The organism is Clostridium autoethanogenum DSM 10061 (assembly GCF_001484725.1).
Taxonomy (GTDB): domain Bacteria; phylum Bacillota; class Clostridia; order Clostridiales; family Clostridiaceae; genus Clostridium_B; species Clostridium_B ljungdahlii.
In genome coordinates, this window is record NZ_CP012395.1 from 226,973 (window position 1) to 246,955 (window position 19,983).

The 19,983-nt window shown below is 30.0% G+C and carries 16 protein-coding genes; 3 read left to right on the plus strand and 13 right to left on the minus strand.

Features of this window, described 5'->3' with window-relative positions; genetic code table 11:
* Positions 1–135: 135 nt before the first annotated feature.
* The 6 genes from CLAU_RS01030 to CLAU_RS01055 all read right to left on the minus strand — a co-directional run bounded on the left by CLAU_RS01030 (position 136) and on the right by CLAU_RS01055 (position 7,474).
* Positions 136–2,049: a bifunctional 4-hydroxy-3-methylbut-2-enyl diphosphate reductase/30S ribosomal protein S1 gene (locus CLAU_RS01030; RefSeq protein WP_023161722.1), complete on the minus strand. Its 1,914-nt coding sequence runs from the start codon at positions 2,047–2,049 to the stop codon at positions 136–138.
* Positions 2,050–2,068: 19 nt separating this feature from the next.
* Complete coding sequence (cmk, locus tag CLAU_RS01035) at positions 2,069–2,734, minus strand: (d)CMP kinase (RefSeq protein ID WP_013238783.1); 666 nt, start codon at positions 2,732–2,734, stop codon at positions 2,069–2,071.
* 129 nt (positions 2,735–2,863) lie between these two features.
* The gene (locus tag CLAU_RS01040; RefSeq protein ID WP_013238784.1) at positions 2,864–4,090 is read right to left on the minus strand and encodes a BaiN/RdsA family NAD(P)/FAD-dependent oxidoreductase; all 1,227 of its coding nucleotides are present in this window, start codon (positions 4,088–4,090) and stop codon (positions 2,864–2,866) included.
* 86 nt (positions 4,091–4,176) lie between these two features.
* Positions 4,177–5,052: a MurR/RpiR family transcriptional regulator gene (locus CLAU_RS01045; RefSeq protein ID WP_013238785.1), complete on the minus strand. Its 876-nt coding sequence runs from the start codon at positions 5,050–5,052 to the stop codon at positions 4,177–4,179.
* A gap of 172 nt (positions 5,053–5,224) precedes the next feature.
* The gene (locus CLAU_RS01050) at positions 5,225–5,938 is read right to left on the minus strand and encodes a pseudouridine synthase (RefSeq protein WP_023161723.1); all 714 of its coding nucleotides are present in this window, start codon (positions 5,936–5,938) and stop codon (positions 5,225–5,227) included.
* Between the two features lie 138 nt (positions 5,939–6,076).
* Positions 6,077–7,474, minus strand: a complete 1,398-nt coding sequence (locus CLAU_RS01055; RefSeq protein ID WP_029170034.1) for a glycosyltransferase family 2 protein — start codon at positions 7,472–7,474, stop codon at positions 6,077–6,079.
* Between the two features lie 249 nt (positions 7,475–7,723).
* On the opposite strand from CLAU_RS01055, the gene yedF reads away from it, so the two are divergent.
* On the plus strand, positions 7,724–8,305 hold the full coding sequence (yedF, locus tag CLAU_RS01060) for a sulfurtransferase-like selenium metabolism protein YedF (RefSeq protein WP_013238788.1): 582 nt from the start codon (positions 7,724–7,726) through the stop codon (positions 8,303–8,305).
* A 115-nt stretch (positions 8,306–8,420) separates the two neighbouring features.
* On the opposite strand, the gene CLAU_RS01065 is transcribed toward yedF, so the two are convergent.
* On the minus strand, positions 8,421–9,254 hold the full coding sequence (locus tag CLAU_RS01065; protein WP_013238789.1) for a carbon-nitrogen hydrolase family protein: 834 nt from the start codon (positions 9,252–9,254) through the stop codon (positions 8,421–8,423).
* 246 nt (positions 9,255–9,500) lie between these two features.
* Here CLAU_RS01065 and CLAU_RS01070 point away from each other — a divergent pair, with 246 nt between their 5' ends.
* Entirely contained in the window at positions 9,501–10,256 is a 756-nt protein-coding gene (locus CLAU_RS01070) for a tRNA threonylcarbamoyladenosine dehydratase (protein ID WP_013238790.1), read from the plus strand.
* 74 nt (positions 10,257–10,330) lie between these two features.
* Here CLAU_RS01070 and CLAU_RS01075 read toward each other — a convergent pair whose 3' ends face one another.
* On the minus strand, positions 10,331–10,933 hold the full coding sequence (locus CLAU_RS01075; protein ID WP_013238791.1) for a molybdenum cofactor guanylyltransferase: 603 nt from the start codon (positions 10,931–10,933) through the stop codon (positions 10,331–10,333).
* A 242-nt stretch (positions 10,934–11,175) separates the two neighbouring features.
* Here CLAU_RS01075 and hutG point away from each other — a divergent pair, with 242 nt between their 5' ends.
* Positions 11,176–12,195: a formimidoylglutamase gene (gene hutG, locus CLAU_RS01080; RefSeq protein WP_013238792.1), complete on the plus strand. Its 1,020-nt coding sequence runs from the start codon at positions 11,176–11,178 to the stop codon at positions 12,193–12,195.
* Between the two features lie 35 nt (positions 12,196–12,230).
* Here hutG and CLAU_RS01085 read toward each other — a convergent pair whose 3' ends face one another.
* The 5 genes from CLAU_RS01085 to hutI form a co-directional block, all read right to left on the minus strand.
* Positions 12,231–14,225, minus strand: a complete 1,995-nt coding sequence (locus CLAU_RS01085) for a methyl-accepting chemotaxis protein (RefSeq protein ID WP_013238793.1) — start codon at positions 14,223–14,225, stop codon at positions 12,231–12,233.
* Positions 14,226–14,382: 157 nt separating this feature from the next.
* The gene (locus CLAU_RS01090; RefSeq protein WP_023161724.1) at positions 14,383–15,021 is read right to left on the minus strand and encodes a cyclodeaminase/cyclohydrolase family protein; all 639 of its coding nucleotides are present in this window, start codon (positions 15,019–15,021) and stop codon (positions 14,383–14,385) included.
* Between the two features lie 207 nt (positions 15,022–15,228).
* Positions 15,229–16,632 carry an APC family permease gene (locus CLAU_RS01095; RefSeq protein ID WP_013238795.1) on the minus strand — a complete coding sequence of 468 codons (1,404 nt, stop codon included), beginning with the start codon at positions 16,630–16,632 and terminating at the stop codon, positions 15,229–15,231.
* Between the two features lie 385 nt (positions 16,633–17,017).
* The gene (hutH, locus tag CLAU_RS01100; RefSeq protein ID WP_013238796.1) at positions 17,018–18,541 is read right to left on the minus strand and encodes a histidine ammonia-lyase; all 1,524 of its coding nucleotides are present in this window, start codon (positions 18,539–18,541) and stop codon (positions 17,018–17,020) included.
* Positions 18,542–18,612: 71 nt separating this feature from the next.
* Complete coding sequence (gene hutI / locus CLAU_RS01105) at positions 18,613–19,866, minus strand: imidazolonepropionase (RefSeq protein WP_023161725.1); 1,254 nt, start codon at positions 19,864–19,866, stop codon at positions 18,613–18,615.
* Positions 19,867–19,983: the final 117 nt, after the last annotated feature.

A 19,983-nucleotide genomic window follows, 5' to 3' on the forward strand; every position in this document is an offset into this window, starting at 1 on the left:
ACACTAGTTCGCAATAGCTCTATTTAATTAAACATTGCTCCCATTTTCTATGTATATTGTATAAGAAATCAGAATTTACACAAAGTTTCTATTTTCTAATCCTTACTTCAGGGTAGTAAATTAAAAATACTTAGCTTAGATTTCATCTACTTCTTTTATACTTAAAGCTATTTTTTCGCTATCTTTGTTTACTTCAAGGATCTTAGCCTTTATTTCCTGACCTATTTTAAGTACATCTTCTGGTTTATCTATTCTCTTATGGCTTATTTGTGATATATGAACTAATGCATCTACACCTGGCTCTAATTCAACAAATGCACCAAAATTTGCAAACCTAACTACTTTACCAAGAACTACATTGCCAACAGGATATTTTATGTCTACGTTGATCCATGGATCTTCCATGAGCTTTTTTAAAGATAAAGATAACTTCTTTTTTTCTTTATCAATGTCTAAGATATAAACCTTAATCGTATCTCCGATTTTTAAAACATCACTTGGTTTTCCAACTCTTCCCCAGGAAAGTTCAGATACATGTAGAAGCCCGTCAACTCCTTGTACATCAACAAATGCGCCAAAATCAGTCAATCTTCTAACTTCACCATCTACTACAGTATCTTTTTCAAGCACATTCCAAGTCTGTTCTTCCATTTTTTCTCTTTCCATTCTCAAAAGGTCTCTTCTTGAAGCTACTATTCTGGTACCTTTCTTTTCTTCTTTAAATTCAATTATAGTTACATCAAGCTCTTTATCTACATATTGTGAAAGATCATCTACATGATATAATTCTACATGAGAAGCAGGTATAAATACCCTAGCACCTTTGTAATTGGCAACAAGACCTCCATTTACAGCTTCTTTTACAATAACCTTTAATACCTGACTATTTCCATTAGCTTCCTTTAATTCTTTATAAGCATTTTCTCTTTCTAATTCTATCTTAGATAATACCACATATCCATCTTCATTTTGTCTTCTTATTACTTTAACATATAATTCATCTCCACAATGAATTAATTCTTCTAAGTTGTCACTTTCATTTTTTGTTATTTCACGTTTTGGAAGTACACCTTCTGATTTATATCCTATATTTAAAAAAACCTCTTTTGGATTTACAGATATTACTGTACCCTTAATTTTTTCACCTAATATTATTTGGGTATCATTTTTGTCCATATAAGATAGTTGCTCATTTAGTTCTAAATTTTTGTCATCACTCATTTTTAAAATTGCCTCCTTTATTATCCAATCTGGTGTTGAAGCTCCTGCTGTAACACCTATAGTTTTAATTTTATTACAATTACTTATATCATCAGGTATTTCTCCTGAATTTTCAACATAAATAGTATTATTGCAGTTATCTTTACATATTTCATAAAGTTTAGTAGTATTAGAGCTGTTTTTACCACCTATTACTACCATCATATCTACTTCTTTAGAAATATCTGCTGCTGCCTTCTGACGAAATTCTGTGGCACTGCATATAGTATTAAAAGCAATAAATTCTTTACAATTTTTAGCCACTATACTAAGCACTTTTTCCCAGTTAGATTGTTTTTCTGTAGTTTGAGAAACTATACACAGTTTTGATGGTAACTTTTCTAAATTGGTGCCATCTTTAGATATTAAAGCTTTATTTTCACACCATCCATTTATTCCAATTACTTCAGGATGATTTTTATCTCCTACTATTAATATAGAATACCCTAATTTATAATATTCTTGTACTTTTCTTTGTATATTTAAAACATATGGGCAAGTTGCATTTACTATGTTTATTTTTTTATTTTTTAAAGTAAAAAATATTTTTTCGGGAACACCATGAGAACGTATTATAACCACATCATCTTCCCTTAGATTATCTATATTATCTATTTCTATAGGATATATACCTTTTTCCTTTAATTTATTTACTACATCACTATTATGAATCAAAGGACCTAAAGTATATATTTTTTTATTAAATTTTTTTTGAACCTTTAAAGATTCGTCTACAGCTCTTTTTACTCCAAAGCAAAATCCGGATTTGTCTGCTAAAATAATGTTCAATTTTATCACCTTAATTATTTTATCTATGTTCTTCAATATATTTTTTTATATAGGATGAAATTATTTGTACAACTTCAGAAAGAGAGAGAAAAGATGAATCTATCTCTACAGCATCTTCTGCCTTTACAAAAGGTGAAGAGGATCTATGTGAATCTATATGATCTCTTTTAATTATATCATTTAGTATTTCGTCATAGTTTACAGATATATTTTTTTCACTCAGTTCATTATATCTTCTTTTAGCTCTTTCCTCTGGACTAGCAGTTAAGAAAAATTTCAAAGGTGCATTTTTTAAAACAACACTTCCAATATCTCTTCCATCCATAATTACATTATATTCTCCTGCCATCTGCTGTTGCAACTTTACAAGTAATTTTCGAACATCAGAAATTGCAGCATAATTAGATACAGTATTGCTTATTGTAGGATGCTTTATACTTTCTGTTAAGTCTTCCCCATTTACAATTAACTTCTCTCCTTCAAAATGCATTTTAAGAGATTTTGTGACTTCACATACTCTATTTACATCTGTGTAACTTATATTTTGTCTTATACACATAAGAGTAACTGCTCTATACATAGCTCCCGTGTTTATGTACATAAAATTAAATTTTTGGGCTACGATATTTGCTATGGTGCTTTTACCTGCAGCTGCAGGTCCATCTATTGCTACAGATATTTTCAAAATATTATTCCGCCTTTCTTAAAATAGTCAATATAAGGATAAAAATTTATATATCTACATTCTATTATAATTCTATATAAAACTATAAAATCCTTTATTTTATGATCTTATATAAAATTAGTTATTTTCTTAAATATTCCCAATGTCATTTCCTGCTAAAAAACCGGTAGATAAAGCAATTTGCATGTTAAATCCTCCAGTATAAGCATCTACATCTATTACTTCTCCACCAAAATATAAGTTTGGAACTATTTTAGACTTCATATTAGACGGATCTATTTCTTTAACAGTTATACCGCCAGAAGTTACTATAGCTTCAGCTATAGGGCGAAGTCCTTTTATATTCATTGATAAATTTTGAAGCAAATTTACTAATGTATGTCTTTCAAGTTTTGTTATAGAATTAACTTTTTTGTTTGGATCTATATTACTCAAATTTACAATTACATCTATTAATTTTTTAGGAAGCAGGTCATCTAGGGAATTTTTAAAACTTTTATTTGAATACTTAAAAAAATCCTTTTGTATTCTTTTATCTAATTCTTCAAAGTTAAGAGCAGGTTTTAGATTTATAACTGCCTTTAAATTATGTTTGTTCTCTACAACTCTACTTCCACTTAATACTATAGGCCCAGAGATGCCAAAATGGGTAAACAACATTTCTCCAAATTCCTCATATAATGTATTTTTTTTAGGATCTATTATACTTAACTCTACATTCTTTAAAGAAAGTCCCTGAAGAGATTTGATCCAATCATCACTTATTTCTATTGGTACTAAAGCGGGATTTATAGGTGTTATAGTATGACCTAAATCTTTTGCCATTTTATAACCATCCCCGGTAGAACCGGTTTGGGGATAAGACATTCCCCCTGTACACAATATAAAATAGTCGCCTTTCATTATGGAGTTATCTTGAAGCTGAACTGATTCTATACGATTTTCTCTACAGATAAATTTGATAACCTGGGAGTTTAATTTTATAACAACCTTTTTTCTAAGCAATTCTTTTTCCATAGCACCAATTAAGTCTGAAGATTTATCAGATTCAGGGAAAACTCTATCTCCTCTTTCAACTTTTAATTTAACTTTTAAGTTATTGAAAAAATTTATAGTATCATTGTTTGTAAACGAATAAAGAGAACTGTATAAGAAATTCGGATTTCGAGGAATGTAATCAAAAAATTCACTTATATCTTTTGAATTGGTTATATTACACCTTCCTTTTCCGGATATAAACATTTTCTTACCTAACTTGTTGTTTTTTTCAACTAAAACAACATCATTATTTTTTGCTGCATTTATGGCTGCCATCATACCAGAGGGGCCACCACCAATTACTATTACTTTTGACATTAATCTACACACCTTATTTTCTTTCAAATGCCTAATCTAAAATGGACAAATTCAAAATAAATTCGTCCCTTGTAGAAAATTCATCTTTAATTTTGTTCTCTAAAAGAATATACTTGATACTCTTTCCAAATGTCTTCTAAATCTGAAAAAGTAGAAGATATTTTATCCTTTTCTTGCATACCTACAGCTACGATTAAAGCATTGATTACACTTAAAGGTGCAACTAGTGAATCCACAAAAGAAGCCATATTACTCTGGGCTATTAATGTGTAATCTGCTCTTGCTGCAAGTGGTGACAGAAGGCTATCTGTAATAGCAACTACTTTTGCATCTCTACTTTTAGCAAATGTTAGAGACTCAATAGTTCTTACTGCATATCTTGGAAATCCTATACCTATTACTAAATCATCTCCAGTTAAATTTATCATCTGTTCAAAAATATCACTTATTCCATATCCAACAACTTTTACATTATCTAATATCAAATTTAAATAAAATCCTAAAAAATCTGCAATTGCAGTGGAACTTCTAAGACCTATTATATATATTTTTTTAGCCTTAAATATGTTTGCAATTACATCGTCAAAAGTTTTATGATTTATCTTTTCTAATGTAGCTCTTATGTTTTCCATATCTGATTTTAAAACACTTTTTAATGGACTTTCTTGGCTTACAAAATCATTTGACAATTCAATTCTCTGTACTGTAGTTAATTTATTCTTTATTAGTTCTTGAAGAGATTTCTGCAATTTAGGATATCCTGAAAATCCAAGTTCATTTGCAAATCTAACTACTGTTGATTCACTTACGCCTACACTCACACCTAATTTAGCAGCTGTCATAAAAGCAGCTTTATCATAATGTTTTAATATATATTCAGCTATTAATTTTTGGCCTTTACTCAATCTAGGAAATTTAACTTGAATTGTTCTTATCAGGTCCTGGTTGTCAACATTCTCCATTTGCTTCATTCCTTTCTTTCATTGCTATAATTCTTGCAATATTTACTTCAGTTTAACATCTATTGACCAAATTTTCAATAGATTATTCATTTGTTTATCTAATTTTTCCCTTAATTTTTTGTATATTCCTTAATAATTGATACTTTTATTAGGAATAAAGCAATACACAAATTTAATTTTTTATATATTTTATCTCATCTTCATTCAAATATCTCCATTTTCCTTCTTCTAAATTTCCTACATTTATGTTACCTATAGAAATTCTAGTCAAAGATATTACAGGATGGCCAATGGCATCACACATCTTTCTTATTTGTCTATTTTTCCCTTCATGTATTTTTATCCTAACTTTGGAATTATTCTTGCTCTTATTTATGTTAAGTATATTAAAATCTGCTTTGGCTGTTATATAGCCATCTATATTTACTCCATTTTTAAATTTATCTATATCTTCCTTTGAAGGGATTCCCTTTATAACTGCAACATATACTTTATTTTTCTCCATTTTAGGATGAGCTACTTTATTGTACACTTCTCCATCGTTAGTAAGTATAATGATACCAGAAGTGTTATAATCAAGCCTACCTATTGGATATATTCTTTCTTTTACTTTGACAATATCTAAAATAGTATTTCTTCCGCGATCATCCTTAACTGTAGAAACATATCCTGTAGGTTTATTCAATAGTATATATACTTTTTTATTTTCTTTTTCAATTTTTACATCATCTACAGTAATTTTGTCTACCTTGTCATCAATTTTTGTTCCTAAGCTTTTAATAGTTTCTCCATTTACTTTAACTCTTCCCTGTAATATTATGCTTTCACATTTTCTTCTTGAAGCTATACCACAGTAAGCCATATATTTTTGTAATCTTTCCACCATAATTAACACCTACCTATAAGTTCTTCAATTCACAATTCACAGCTCACAATTAATGAAAATTTTTCTTCTAAAATAGAAAAATCAATTATATACAATATAAATAATCCTCAATGACGTTGTCATTAAGGATTATTTATACTATTCCATTTCCTGTATACTTATTTGTCTTATATGTTTCGTGTGATTCCATTCTTTATTATTCTTGTCCAATATACCCTGTATTGTTATAGGTATCCAAGTTAAGGTATATATACCATATAAGAGATACCATATAAATACTTTAAAACAACTTTTACCACATAATAAAGATACACCTATTAAAAATACTAAGAGATATAATACATTTCCAATCAACATTTCATAGAAAGTTGGAGATGTAAATACATATGAAAGCACAATTATATTTAAAGAATACAGTGCAAATACAGAAAACATTTTTTTAGAAAGTTTACTTTCTAAAAGCATTATTAAAGGAGTAAATAAAAACTGAAATATACTGAAAATTTTCCATTCAATAGATGAAAACATCGAATTTATAACAAATATATTTAAGCCATGTGGATTGTTGTTTTGCAGTACAGTTAACAGTGCTGAAACTCCTAGTAATAAAGTTACAAAAGGTTGTATTGTATATATTGCACAATCAAATGCTGTAAAGCTTCTGTTTACAATAGATTTTTTTATAAGCTTAAAGAAAAATCTAGAAGAAACATCAGTAAACCCCTGCATCCATCTTTTCCTTTGTGTCCAAGATTGTTTTAAGGTCAAAGGTTTTTCATCATAAACTATTGCATTGTGAGCCCAACCAACTTTTTCACCATTTAATACTAGTTTACATGTAAACTCCAAATCCTCAGTCAAGCAAGTAGCACCCCAGCCTAGCTTCTTCAATATATCTGTTTTCATACAAAATCCAGTTCCACCTATTTGAGTTGACAATCCAAGATTTGATCTAGAAAGTTGAAAAAGCCTGTTTGTAGACCAGAAAGAAATTGAATAAGAACCTGTTATCCATGAATCATTTGGATTTTTACTATCTATGTAACCTTGAACAACTTTATATCCTTTGCACAATTTATAATTCATTTCAGTTAAAAAATTTTTTGAAACTAAATTATCTGCATCAAAGATAGCTATAGCATCGTATTTACGATCCATTTTAAATATTTTGTTAAACATCCACTCAAGAGCATAACCTTTTCCTTTTTTATCAGGAACTTTTCTTTCGTATACATTAACGCCATACTTTTTTGATATAGATGCAGTATTGTCATCACAATTATCTGCAATAACAAAAATATCATACATATTTTTAGGATAATCAATATCTTTTAAGCTTTCTATTATTTGTGCAATTACCATTTCTTCATTATGAGCTGCCACTAAAAGTGCAAAAGTATTTTTAGGTGTGCATTTTTCAGCACCATTATCCTTTTTTTTGTATAATCCAAATAGAGAAAGTATTAGGTAGTAAGATGCAAGTATACAAACTAGTATTTGGAAAATAAATGTAGAATTAAAAATAAACCCTTTCATCATAAAATCCTTCCTTAATATATTTACTCTATTATTTATATAACGAATAAACATAATTATCGTATATCATGATACCACAAATTTTTAGTCATACTGTATTTGTTGTAATATTCTGATTAATATATATATCCATACTATAAGTTTTTTTGATAGTCAAGTGACTTTATATTACTAAAAAATATAATTTGCATATTTTCAACTATGTTATAATTATCGTGAAACATAGATATTTTAAGGGGTGATAAAATAATGGAACATATAATAAATTGTAAAGGTCTAAAATGTCCTCAACCAGTAATAAATACTAAAAAATACTTTGATTCCATAGAAGAAGGAACTGCTACTGTTGTTGTAGACAATGAAGTCTCAAAAAATAATGTATGCAAGTTTGCTAAGAACAATAGTTTTACTGCTAAAGTAGAACAAAAGGAAGATCTATTCTATATAACTATTAAAAAAGATGCTAGTAATTGTGAGCTATGTGAGTCTAATCAACAAAAACTGACTATAGTTATATCAAATAATAAACTTGGACTCGGCGATGATGAACTTGGAACCACTTTAATGAAAAGTTATCTATATGCGCTGAGTGAAAGCGAATATCTTCCAACTAACTTAATATTTTTAAATGGTGGTGTAAAACTAACAGTAGAAGGTTCCGATTGCATTGACAATTTAAAAGTGCTCGATAAAAAAGGAGTAAATATATACAGCTGCGGAACTTGCCTTGATTTTTATGGCTTAAAAGAAAAATTATCTGTAGGTGAAATAACTAATATGTATGATATAGTTGAAAAAATGAATTCTTCAGACAAAACCATAAAGCTATAATTTAAGATTTTACATTCACCTATTCATCAGATATAACGAAAAGTTACTTATTTCTTTTCATTATATCTGATTGAATTACAACACACAGCTTAAAAATTAATCAACTCATTAACTTTTAGCGCAAAAGAGTTAGGTCATATATATCTTTTCTTCTGTTTTTAATAATGGGTAAAGACTCCCTAACATCATTTATATAGTCTAAGTCTAATTCAGATATTAGTATTCCCTCTTTTTCATCTAATATATCTGTTATTGTTCCCCAAGGATTTACTACAAGGGAATGTCCATAAGCTACATAAGAATAATTTATATCTCTAGCAGGTGATATTCCTGCTATATAAATTTGATTATCCACTGCCCTGCTTCTAAACAAAAGTTCCCAATGAGCTGGACCAGTAGTCATGTTAAAGGCTGCTGGAATAAATACTATTTTAGCACCATTAAGAGCCATTAATCGTATGAGTTCAGGAAATCTTATGTCATAACAAATCGCTATACCTATCTTTCCCCATTTCGTATCTATTATTGTAATTTTATTACCTGGAGTTAAAACTTTAGATTCTTTAAAAGTTATCTTATTTTTTATATCTATATCGAATAAATGCATTTTTCTATGTTTGCCGATTAAATTTCCGTCCTTATTGAATACAAAGGAAGTATTATAGACATTCCCCTTCTGGTCAAGTTCTGGTATAGAACCTCCTATTAAAAGTATCTTTTTTTCTCTTGATACAGAGGAAAGCATTTTTAAGGTATCTCCATAACAATATTCTGCTTCTGCATATTCCCTAAAATTTTTGATGTCATAAGGACAGTTAAACATCTCAGGTAGAACTACTATATCTGCCCCTTTATCTGTAGCTTGTACTATCATGCTTTTTGCCTTTTCTATATTGCTTTTTTTAGAACAACTTAAAACTTTCATTTGGCATAAACCTATCTTTACCACAAAAACACCTCTTAAAATTAAATCGTTTTATTTAATCGTTAAAACATATTATAGCCGTAAGTTGTATACTTTATATTATAACATTAACTATAATTTATTACTCCAAACTATTTGAGTTTTCGTAAAAACTTCATAATTTAATAATATTTATTACTTTTAGAATTACTGTGAAAAATCTATTGCTTAAAAATAGGTAAAATTATATAATTTTTATGATATTAATATAGATAAGAGGGAGATTATTTAATGAAACAACATTCACTTTCAAGGACTGAATTATTAATTGGTAAAGAAGCTTTGGAAAAATTGAAGGACAGTACAGTGGTTATATTTGGATTAGGAGGCGTAGGTAGTTTTAGCCTTGAGGCTATAGCCAGAGCAGGTATAGGCCACATTGTAATTGTAGATGATGATACTGTTTGTTTAACAAATATAAATAGACAAATACAAGCTAATTTTCACACAATAGGTAAATATAAAGTAGATGTTTTAAGAGACAGGGTTTTAGATATAAACCCTAATTGTAAAATAGAAGCTTACAAAACCTTTGTAAAGGAAGACAATATAGATGAAATCATACCAGATAAAACGGATTATGTAATAGATGCAGTGGATACCGTATCTTCGAAAATATCCTTAATAATGTGGTGTAAAAAACACAATGTTGATATAATAAGCTGCATGGGTACTGGAAATAAATTAGACCCTACTAAATTTAAGATAGCTGATATATATGATACGAAAATATGCCCTTTAGCTAAAGTTATGAGGCATGAACTTAGAAAAAGAGGTATAGATAAGGTAAAAGTACTTTATTCAGAAGAAGTCCCTAGAAAACCCAAGATAGATGAGGTTGTAACTTGCAAAGAAGGATGTGTATGTGCAGGAGGATCTAGAAAATGCCTTGCCAAACGTCAGATACCGGCTAGTAATTCTTTTGTACCTCCTGTAGCAGGAATGATAATAGGCGGAGAGGTAATAAAAGATATAATAGATATCTAAACTCATATAAAGATACAGGCTTTAATTACTTATATTTTAGTCTGTGTCTTTTTAATTTGTAAAGAAATATGGCATTAATCTTGTGTATATTTACCATATATGTTGTCTAGATCGCTTTTGTAATTGAAATTGGTAAACATGCTTAGTGAATTATCATATTTTTCTTTTATAGTTTCTGGTATATATTTTATATTAGTGCCTTCTATTATTTTTCTAATAGATAATCTTCCAGAATCTATACCCCGTTTGAAATAAGGTACAAGATCTTTAGAATAAAAAGAATACAAGGGCTCTATATCTTTTCCATTGTGAGCCATTATAACATGAAATTTTTTTTCTTTTGTAAAATTCATCATGTATTTTATATATTCTAAATTTACAAAAGGCATATCACAGGCTATAAAAAATGTATATGGAGATGAAGAATAATTGAGTCCTGTAAATATTCCACCTGCGGGTCCATATTCCTTTTTTAAGTCTTCTAGTACAGTGTATTTTATATTTCCAAATTTATATTTGTTTTCAGCTACAAAAACTACTTCATCAAATATATTCTCCAACTTTTCTGCTGTTATTTCTACTAGAAATTTATCTCCTATTTTTATTTTACTTTTGTCAAATCCCATCCTGCTACTTTTTCCACCACACAAAATTACTGCTGTATATTTTTCTTTCAAGTTTTTCCCTCCTAAGTGCGTTTTCTTTTATATTTTATCATTTATTTTTTGTAATATCTAGTTTGGTTTACATTTTTTTAATTTACATAATATTTATACTGTTAACTAATTGTATTTATAAGACAAATATAAGATTTTACTAAAAAAATTCATTCATTTTTATCAAAAAAATATATACTATAAATATATATATGCTACTATATATTTAAACTACAAAATTAGCTAGAAGGAGACTTTTTAAAATGTTTGATTCTAATTACAAACCTATGGACAAAATACTATGGAAAGGTAGAGTTGATAGTGAAACTAATTTTGATGCCTTCAGATGGCATCAATGGATTAAGTGCATTGATTTAAGAAAAGATAATCTTTCTCCTTATACCGGTAAGCTGGGATTTGGTTTTATTGGATTCTGCTGCGATGAAGGTGTAAGACGCAATAATGGAAGAACAGGTGCTTCAAAAGGCCCAGAAAGTATTAGAAAAGAAATGGCAAACCTTCCTTGTTTTTTTACAAAAGACGTTAATTTATTTGACTTTGGCAATATTATTTGTGATGATAATTCTCTAGAAGAAAGTCAAGATCTACTTTCAAAAGCAGTATCTAAAATATTAAGTTTAAATCTTTTTCCTATAATTCTAGGAGGAGGTCATGAAACTACTTTTGGAAATTACAAAGGAGTATTAAATAACTTAAGTAAACATACTAAAACTCCTGACATTGGTATTATAAATTTTGATGCTCATTTTGACCTTAGACCTTATGAAAAAGGTGCCAGTTCAGGAACAATGTTCAGACAAATTCATGATCTCAATGCAGATAAGGGAATTGACTATTCCTATTTTTGCATGGGTATACAAAATCACAGTAACACTGTAGATCTTTTTAAAACAGCACATAAATTTGGAGTAAAATATGTACTAGCTAAAGATGTAACTAACGATACTGAGTGGAATACCTTAGATAAGCTGAATGACTTTATTAAAGAGCATGAGGACATTTACATAACAATATGCTCTGACGTATTTACTTCATCTTATGCACCTGGAGTAAGTGCTACCCAATCCCTGGGACTTGACCCAGAAAAAGTTTTAAAATTCTTAAAATACATATTAAAATCCAACAAAGTAGTAAGTTTTGACATATGTGAAGTTTCTCCTAGGTTTGACCAGGATAAAACTACGGCAAATTTAGCTGCTGTCATAATATTTTCAGTAGTAAATACATTATCTACAATAAATAATCTATTTGTAGGTTATTAAAAAATGTGTCCTGCTTTAAAAACAGGACACATTTTTTAAATTTTAAATTTTTTAACTATACTATTTAACTTTTCTGCTAATTGCTCTTCCCTTTCGGCTGTTGATACTATTTTCTCTATATGTGCAGAGGTTTCATCAATGTTTCCTCTTATTGTCTCTGCATTTTCAGAAGATTTAAATGCATTTTGTGCCATATTTTGTACTACATCATTCATTTGGCTTACAGTAGCATTTAATTCCTCTGACATAGACGCTACATCATAAGACATCTTATTTAAGAATTCAGCATCCTTGTAATACTTGTCTCCTGTATCTCTGAAAGCTTCTAATTGGGGATCTACATTTTCGTGTATAAAATCTAGTATATCATTTCCGTTACCCGAGCAAGACTTAAAAGCTTCATATACCTTTGAAATAGTACCCTGAATAGCTACAACAGCCTGTGAGGACTGTTCTGCAAGTCTTCTTACCTCACCTGCTACTACTTCAAATCCTTTGCCCTTTTCCCCTGCTCTAGCTGCTTCTATAGCTGCATTTAATGCCAATAATTCTGTGTTTTCTGCTATACTTGCAATGGTATCTGCCATAACTTTTATATTTTCTACTACTTTGATGTCCTCAATTACTTTTAGCATTTTTTCTCGTTTTTCTTCATACATTTTTCTTGTTTTCTCTATGGATTCACCTGTTTTATTTCGTATATCCACAGCTGTATTTTGAATTTGTTCTGCACTACTATTTCCTTCTACAGCCCTTTCAGATAATTGGTTTACATTCCCACCTATTTCTTCTATAGAGGCACTGATTTCTTCTGATACTGCGCTTGTTTCCTGTATGCTGTCTACTATATTTTTCACTGCACTATTCATAGTTTCAGACTTTAAAGATAACTGCTCTGCAAGCTTAGTTAATTCCGTACTGGATTTATTTATATCATCCGAATCACCCAGTATTTCTTTTATAAGTTGAACTAGCTCCTTATGCATTATATTAAAAGAATTTGATAGTTTTCCTATTTCATCTTTATAATTTAGCAGGTAATTATATTTATCATCATAAGTCAAATCAAACTTAGATATTTTATCTGCCATCTTTGATAGAGACAATATAGGATCCCCTATTTTTTTACCAAAATATACAGAAACCATAAAAGCCGCAATTATACATAAGGCAATAATTATTATAAAGGATTTTACTAAACTTTGAAGTGCTTTAGTAAGTTCGGATACAGGTACTGAAAATCCAACTGTCCAGCTGGTAGATGGTATTTGGGAAGTTACAAAATATTTTTCACCACCATCATAATCTTTTAACTTTACAAAATTATTACTTAAAATATTTTTAAATTGTCCATTCATGACATTATTCACATTTTCAAGTTTCTTTTCCTTAGGCTGAAAATCCTTGCTGGGGTGAATTATAAAATTATTATCATTATCTATTAGAAATCCATAGCTATTATTTATTACCTTTGCTTTTTGAATGATGTTAGTAATTGTTTCCAAATTAATATCACAGGCTAAAACACCAACTATATTCCCATTTTGAAATATAGGTCTAGCTATAGTTATAACCATTTTTTTTATATCCATATCTAAGTAAGGAGAAGAATAGATTATTCCTTTTTTTTCTACAGCTTTCTTGTACCAGTCTCTCTGTGTACAATCATATCCAGCTGGAGGAACCCATCCGCCGGCATCAATATTGCTTTTATCTGCAGCTCCTATATATATGTCTGTAGCAGATTTATTATCCTTTAATTTTTCCTGAAGATAACTGAGCTCACTACTTTTTTGTACAATACCTATATTTTCTACAGAGTCTCCAATTTCATTTACTATTTTTCCCTCGCCATCAAACCATTTATCAATTGACTCTGCATATTTGTCTGATGAAACTAAAATCTTATCTTTGGCTTGACTAGTAACAACTCGATAAGATATGTAATATGTAACTGCAGACGATATCAATAAGCTAAAAATGCATATTAATGAAGCAAGCAATACTATTTTTGATTTAATACTTTTCATAAATATTCTCCTATTTTGTTATATTTTTCTTAAATTATTATAGCTATCACAATAAAATGTACTAACTTAAAGCATATGAAAAGACACATTTTTAAAAAGTGCCTTTTCATATGCTAAATATTACTACATTACATCACAAATTATTTTAAATTAAACTTTATTTTAATTTTCCCTCTATAATTTCCATAATTTCTTTCTTTTTATCAGTGCTCTTTTTCAACAGCTTGCTGCATTCATCCGTCATTTTTTTCTTATAAACTTCATCTTTGATGCCCTGAATATTTATCTTTACATTAAGTAGTGCTCCTTCTATTGCCGTCTCCGTTAATGAAGCTGCAACACCAGCATCAGAAATTGCATTTTTATTTCCATAGTTTACTGCTATGGCTATATAGGAATATAATTTATAAGCACTCTTTGCTACTTCAAAAGGTATATTTTGTGCATTTTCATTACCTTTTTTTATAGCTTCTTTTCTAAACTTTATTTCCTCTTCTGTTTTTTTAGGCATCTTATATGCTTTCATCAAGGATAAAAAAGCATCTGTGTCTTTTTCCATAAAATTTAAGAAATCTTTTTTGCACAAGCTAACTTCCTCTAAGGAAGTATCAATATTCTTTTTTATAGAATCATCGTATTCTAAATATTCCTTTTTACCTATAGTCAAATTAAAAACCATACTTGCTAGAGCACTAGCCATACTTGCTGAAAGAGCAGCAATGCTTCCCCCACCCGGTGCTGGTGAATTAGAACCTAACTCGTTTATAAAATCTTTTAATTTTAAATCTTGCAGCATATTTTTTCCTCCTAAGCAAAAAAATTTTTTAATATACTAGCAGTCGACTTTATCTTCCATCAAACACAATGTAAAATGTGCTTAAAATAAATTCAATTCATTATTTATTATAAAAAGGCACATTTTCACTATTTATAAAATGTGCCTTTTATAAATTATTTTAATTATATATTACAATCTTTTGTTTATACATTAAAAATCTATACCCTAATTTTTATCTCCAACACAATTATGTTTTTCATCATTTAATATACTGTGTTTCATTCCATAAGCAAAGTATAATAACAAACCTACTCCAGTCCATATAGCAAATCTAATCCAAGTAACACCTGGCAAACTTATCATAAGATATAGACAACATAGTACTGTTAATATTGGTACAAACGGAACTCCCGGACATTTAAATTTTCTTTCAACATTAGGCAAAGTTTTTCTGAGAACAATTACTCCTATGGATACAAACAAGAAAGCCGATAATGTACCAATATTACATAAATCAATAATCACGTCAAGTGGGAAAAGTCCGCATATAACAGCTGTTATAACTCCTGTTATTATAGTACATATACCTGGCGTACTATGTTTCTTGTTTACACTAGAAAATGCTTTAGGCAGTAATCCATCTCTTGCCATAACCATAAATATTCTAACCTGTCCATACAATATTACAAGAATTGTAGAAATCATTCCAACAACTGCACCTACACCAACTAATGCAGAACCCCAATTGATTCCCACTCTAGCTAAAGCAGCTGGAAGTGCATTAGTTATATCTATAGCTTTAAATGGTACCATTCCTGTAAGTACACATGCAACAGCTACATATAATACAATAGTTACACCTAAACAAATAGCGAGTCCAATAGGAACATCTCTCTTAGGATTTGCTGTTTCTTCTGCAGCAGTAGATACTGAATCAAAACCTATAAAAGCAAAGAATATAATTGCAGCACCGGACATTACACCTTTCATTCCGTATGGTGCAAAAGGATGATAATTTGCAGGATTTATATGAGTTACGCCAATAAATATGAATATAAGTATTACAGCTACTTTTATAGCAACTATAATATTGTTTACTTTAGTACTTTGAGTTACACCAATATATAATACCCATGTTATAGCAGCAACAATTAAAACAGAAGGTAAGTCAACAATTCCGCCTTTAAGTGGAGAAGCGGTAATTGCTGCAGGTAAATTGATACCACAGGATTTTAAAACCCCAACAAAAGTACCAGACCATCCTGAAGCAACTGCTGCTCCAGAAACAAGATATTCAAGCATTAAATTCCATCCAATAATCCAGGCTATAATTTCACCAAAAGCAACATAGCAATAGGAATAAGTACTTCCAGCAACAGGAAACATAGTAGCAAGTTCTGAATAAGTAAGTCCGCAGAATCCACTTGTAATAGCAGCTATTATAAATGACATTATAACTGCAGGTCCTGCTATTTGAGCCCCTTGTCCTGCAGAAACAAATACGCCGCTGCCTACTACGGAACCAATTCCTAAGCATGCTAAATCCATATAATTTAGTTCCTTTTTAAGTCCACTTTTTTTTACAGAAACGCTAAAATCCTCCACGGTTTTTTTCCTAAATAAATTCACATCTAATCCCCCCATATAATTAGTTTAGTAGTTAATTTAAAACATATTTTCAATAACCAAAACGCGTACTAGAAAAGTGGTAGATGAAAATAACACTTTAATAATAACCCTGTTCATCGAATATCTTTATTCAAATTTAACGGACTAGCTATATTTTATTGGTGTTAAAAATGTTAAAATTAGATAAACGATTACATTGATAAAAATTTAATTTTCCATAGTATAACATATTACAGCATGATTTGTATAAGGTACTTGATTTATAACTGGACACAAAATGAATTTTATATTCATTTTAATGCCAGCCATAAATTATTAAATACCTAGTCTCAATCTATTTCTACTATTAATAGAATTATGATTTTCAAGTATCCTGAACTTTATTTTATATTCCTAAGTTTACTTTTTCTTCAACTGCTTTTAGAAGTTCTCCACTTGTTATAAGTTCATCACATTTTTCCAATTCTTTATACATAATTTTATCTTTTTCTATAAAGCTTACTTTATTTCTTACTACATTATATGCTTCCTGAGTACCTTTACCAAGCTTAAGTCCATCTCTAAAATCTATAGCCTGACAAGCAGCCATAAGTTCTGTTGCAACTACTCTTGTTGCATTGTTTACAATTGCTAAACTCTTTCTTGCTGCAATAGTGCCCATACTTACGTGATCTTCTTGGTTAGCTGATGAAGAAATAGAATCTACACTTGCTGGATGTGCAAGCACTTTGTTTTCTGATACCAATGCTGCTGCTGCATACTGTGTAATCATAAATCCTGAGTTAAGTCCACCGTTCTTTGCTAAGAAAGGAGGCAAATCATTTAATTGGTAATTTACCAATCTTTCCAGTCTTCTTTCTGATATGTTAGCAACCTCTGACATTGCAATTCCAAGGAAATCAAAACTTAAAGCCATAGGCTGTCCATGAAAGTTTCCTCCCGATATTACATCCGCATTGTCAAATATAATGGGATTATCTGTAACGGAATTTATCTCTATTTCTACTTTATTTTTAACATAATTTACAGCATCTTTGCTGGCACCATGAACTTGTGGTACACACCTTAAAGTATAAGCATCCTGTACTCTTAAGTCACCTTGATTAGTCATAAAAGAACTGCCTTCCGTTAGTGCGTTTATATTTTTAGCTGTTTGAATTTGACCTGCATGCGGTCTTAACATATGTGTCCTTAAGTCAAAAGCATCTCTTACTCCTCTTAAAGCTTCTATAGTAAGTGCTGCTGTAATATCACTAACTTTTAAAAGATTTATAGCTTTATACAAAGCTAATGAACCTACTGCAGTCATTACCTGAGTCCCATTTATAAGAGCTAAACCTTCTTTAGCTACAAGTTCTACTGTAGCTATTCCTGCCTTTTCCATAGCTTCTTTTCCAGGTAAAATTTCACCTTGGAACTCAGCTTCTCCTTCCCCAAGCATAGGTAATACCATATGTGCTAAAGGTGCTAAATCACCAGAGGCTCCTAAAGAACCCTTTTCCGGTATACATGGATGTACACCTTTATTTAACATATCTAAGAGAGTTTCAAAAACACTAAGTCTTATTCCTGAATATCCTTTAACTAGGTTATTTGCCCTCAATAACATTATTGTCCTTACTACTTCTTTTGGAAACTTTCGTCCAGCACCGCATGAATGGGACATTATTAAGTTTTTCTGAAGTGTTTTGCATTCTTCTCCTGATATAGTTACATCGGAAAATTTTCCAAATCCAGTAGTAATTCCATACTTTGTATCATTTCTTTCAACTATGCCATCTACTACTTTTCTTGATTTTTTAATTTTTTCCTTAGCTTCTTCTGTAGCAGAAACCTTATATCCGTTGTATGCAACATTTATAATATCCTCTATAGTAAGATTTTCTCCATTTAAATTAATAGTTTTCATATCTTATATTACCTCCTAATGTCATTATGCTAATTTGTTTTCTATAACTTTCTGTTTTTTATCTTTACTTTTTAATATACTAACTGGCCATTTTTTACTACAGCTGTACCATCTTTAACTACTGTATCTACTGCATTTACACCAAAATGATAAATTAAATAATCTAGGTTTTTTGCATTAAATATAGATATATCGGCTTTTTTACCTTTTTCAATACTTCCTATTTCTTTCTCTTTTGAAATTGCAACTGCTGCATTTATAGTCATTGCATTTATTATTTCTTCTGGCAGCATTTTAAGTCCAAAGCATGCAAAAGTCATTGTACTTTGAAGGGATTCTGTAGGAGAAGTACCAGGATTGCAGTCTGTAGCAAGTGCAACTATAACTCCCTCTTCTATCATTTTCCTTGCCCGTGCAAATTTATTTAACATCAAGTAAAAAGAAGTCGTAGGTAAAAGTACTGCAACTACTTTATTATTTGCAAGTGATTTTATACCTTCGTCAGAAGCTGACACTAAATGTTCTGCAGATACTGCTTTAATCTCACCTGCAAGTTCTGCCGCTGATATGGATTCCACTTCATCTGCATGAATTTTAGCCTTAAATCCAGCTTTCTTGCCTGCTTCTAAAATTTTTCTTGCCTCTTCTACTGAAAATACACCTTTTTCACAAAAGCAGTCAATGAATTCTGCTAAGTTTTGTTCTTTAACATATGGAATTACCTTATTTATTATAAGGTCTATGTATCCATCCCTGTTATCTTTAAATTCTTCTGGAACTGCATGAGCACCTAGATAAGTAGAAACTATACTAATTGGGTGTTCGTCATTTAAATTTTTATTTACATTCAGCATTTTTATTTCATTTTCAAAATCAAGTCCATAACCTGATTTACTCTCAACAGTAGTAGTTCCGTGTAAAAGCATTAAATCCAATCTCTTTTTAGTTTCACTTTGGATCTTCTCAAGAGAAGTATTTCTCACACTGTTTACAGTGCTTAATATTCCTCCTCCAGCTTTCAATATATCTATATATTTTACATTTTTCAGCTTCAAAGATAATTCAAATTCCCTTGACCCTGCATATACCACATGGGTATGGCTGTCTACAAGACCTGGCGTAACAGTTTTACCTTTTCCGTCTATTACAACTTCACGGTCATTTAAATACTTTTTGTATCCATCGCCGCTGCCAACATCTACTATTGTATCATTGTCTGCAACTATGTATCCATTTTTAATTATTTGTGCATCTTTTAACTTTTCTTTTGTCTTTGGATAACTGCCGGCACAAGTTACAAGACAATCTATATCTTTAATTATCATACTAATTCCCTCCCTTCAAAAATTTTATCCGATGACTACCTGCTCTAATACTCCCACGCACACAGCGAAAGCGACTATCACCAAATCAAAGATTTGGGATATCTGCTTTTCTCTTAG

Bases quoted from the DNA above. Each gene is read 5' to 3' on its own strand.
- CLAU_RS01040 (WP_013238784.1), bottom strand. From the start codon at position 4,090: ATGTCAAAAGTAATAGTAATTGGTGGTGGCCCCTCTGGTATGATGGCA.
- CLAU_RS01045 (WP_013238785.1), bottom strand. From the start codon at position 5,052: ATGGAGAATGTTGACAACCAGGACCTGATAAGAACAATTCAAGTTAAA.
- CLAU_RS01050 (WP_023161723.1), bottom strand. From the start codon at position 5,938: ATGGTGGAAAGATTACAAAAATATATGGCTTACTGTGGTATAGCTTCA.
- CLAU_RS01055 (WP_029170034.1), bottom strand. From the start codon at position 7,474: ATGAAAGGGTTTATTTTTAATTCTACATTTATTTTCCAAATACTAGTT.
- yedF (WP_013238788.1), top strand. From the start codon at position 7,724: ATGGAACATATAATAAATTGTAAAGGTCTAAAATGTCCTCAACCAGTA.
- CLAU_RS01070 (WP_013238790.1), top strand. From the start codon at position 9,501: ATGAAACAACATTCACTTTCAAGGACTGAATTATTAATTGGTAAAGAA.
- hutG (WP_013238792.1), top strand. From the start codon at position 11,176: ATGTTTGATTCTAATTACAAACCTATGGACAAAATACTATGGAAAGGT.
- CLAU_RS01085 (WP_013238793.1), bottom strand. From the start codon at position 14,225: ATGAAAAGTATTAAATCAAAAATAGTATTGCTTGCTTCATTAATATGC.
- CLAU_RS01090 (WP_023161724.1), bottom strand. From the start codon at position 15,021: ATGCTGCAAGATTTAAAATTAAAAGATTTTATAAACGAGTTAGGTTCT.
- hutH (WP_013238796.1), bottom strand. From the start codon at position 18,541: ATGAAAACTATTAATTTAAATGGAGAAAATCTTACTATAGAGGATATT.
- hutI (WP_023161725.1), bottom strand. From the start codon at position 19,866: ATGATAATTAAAGATATAGATTGTCTTGTAACTTGTGCCGGCAGTTAT.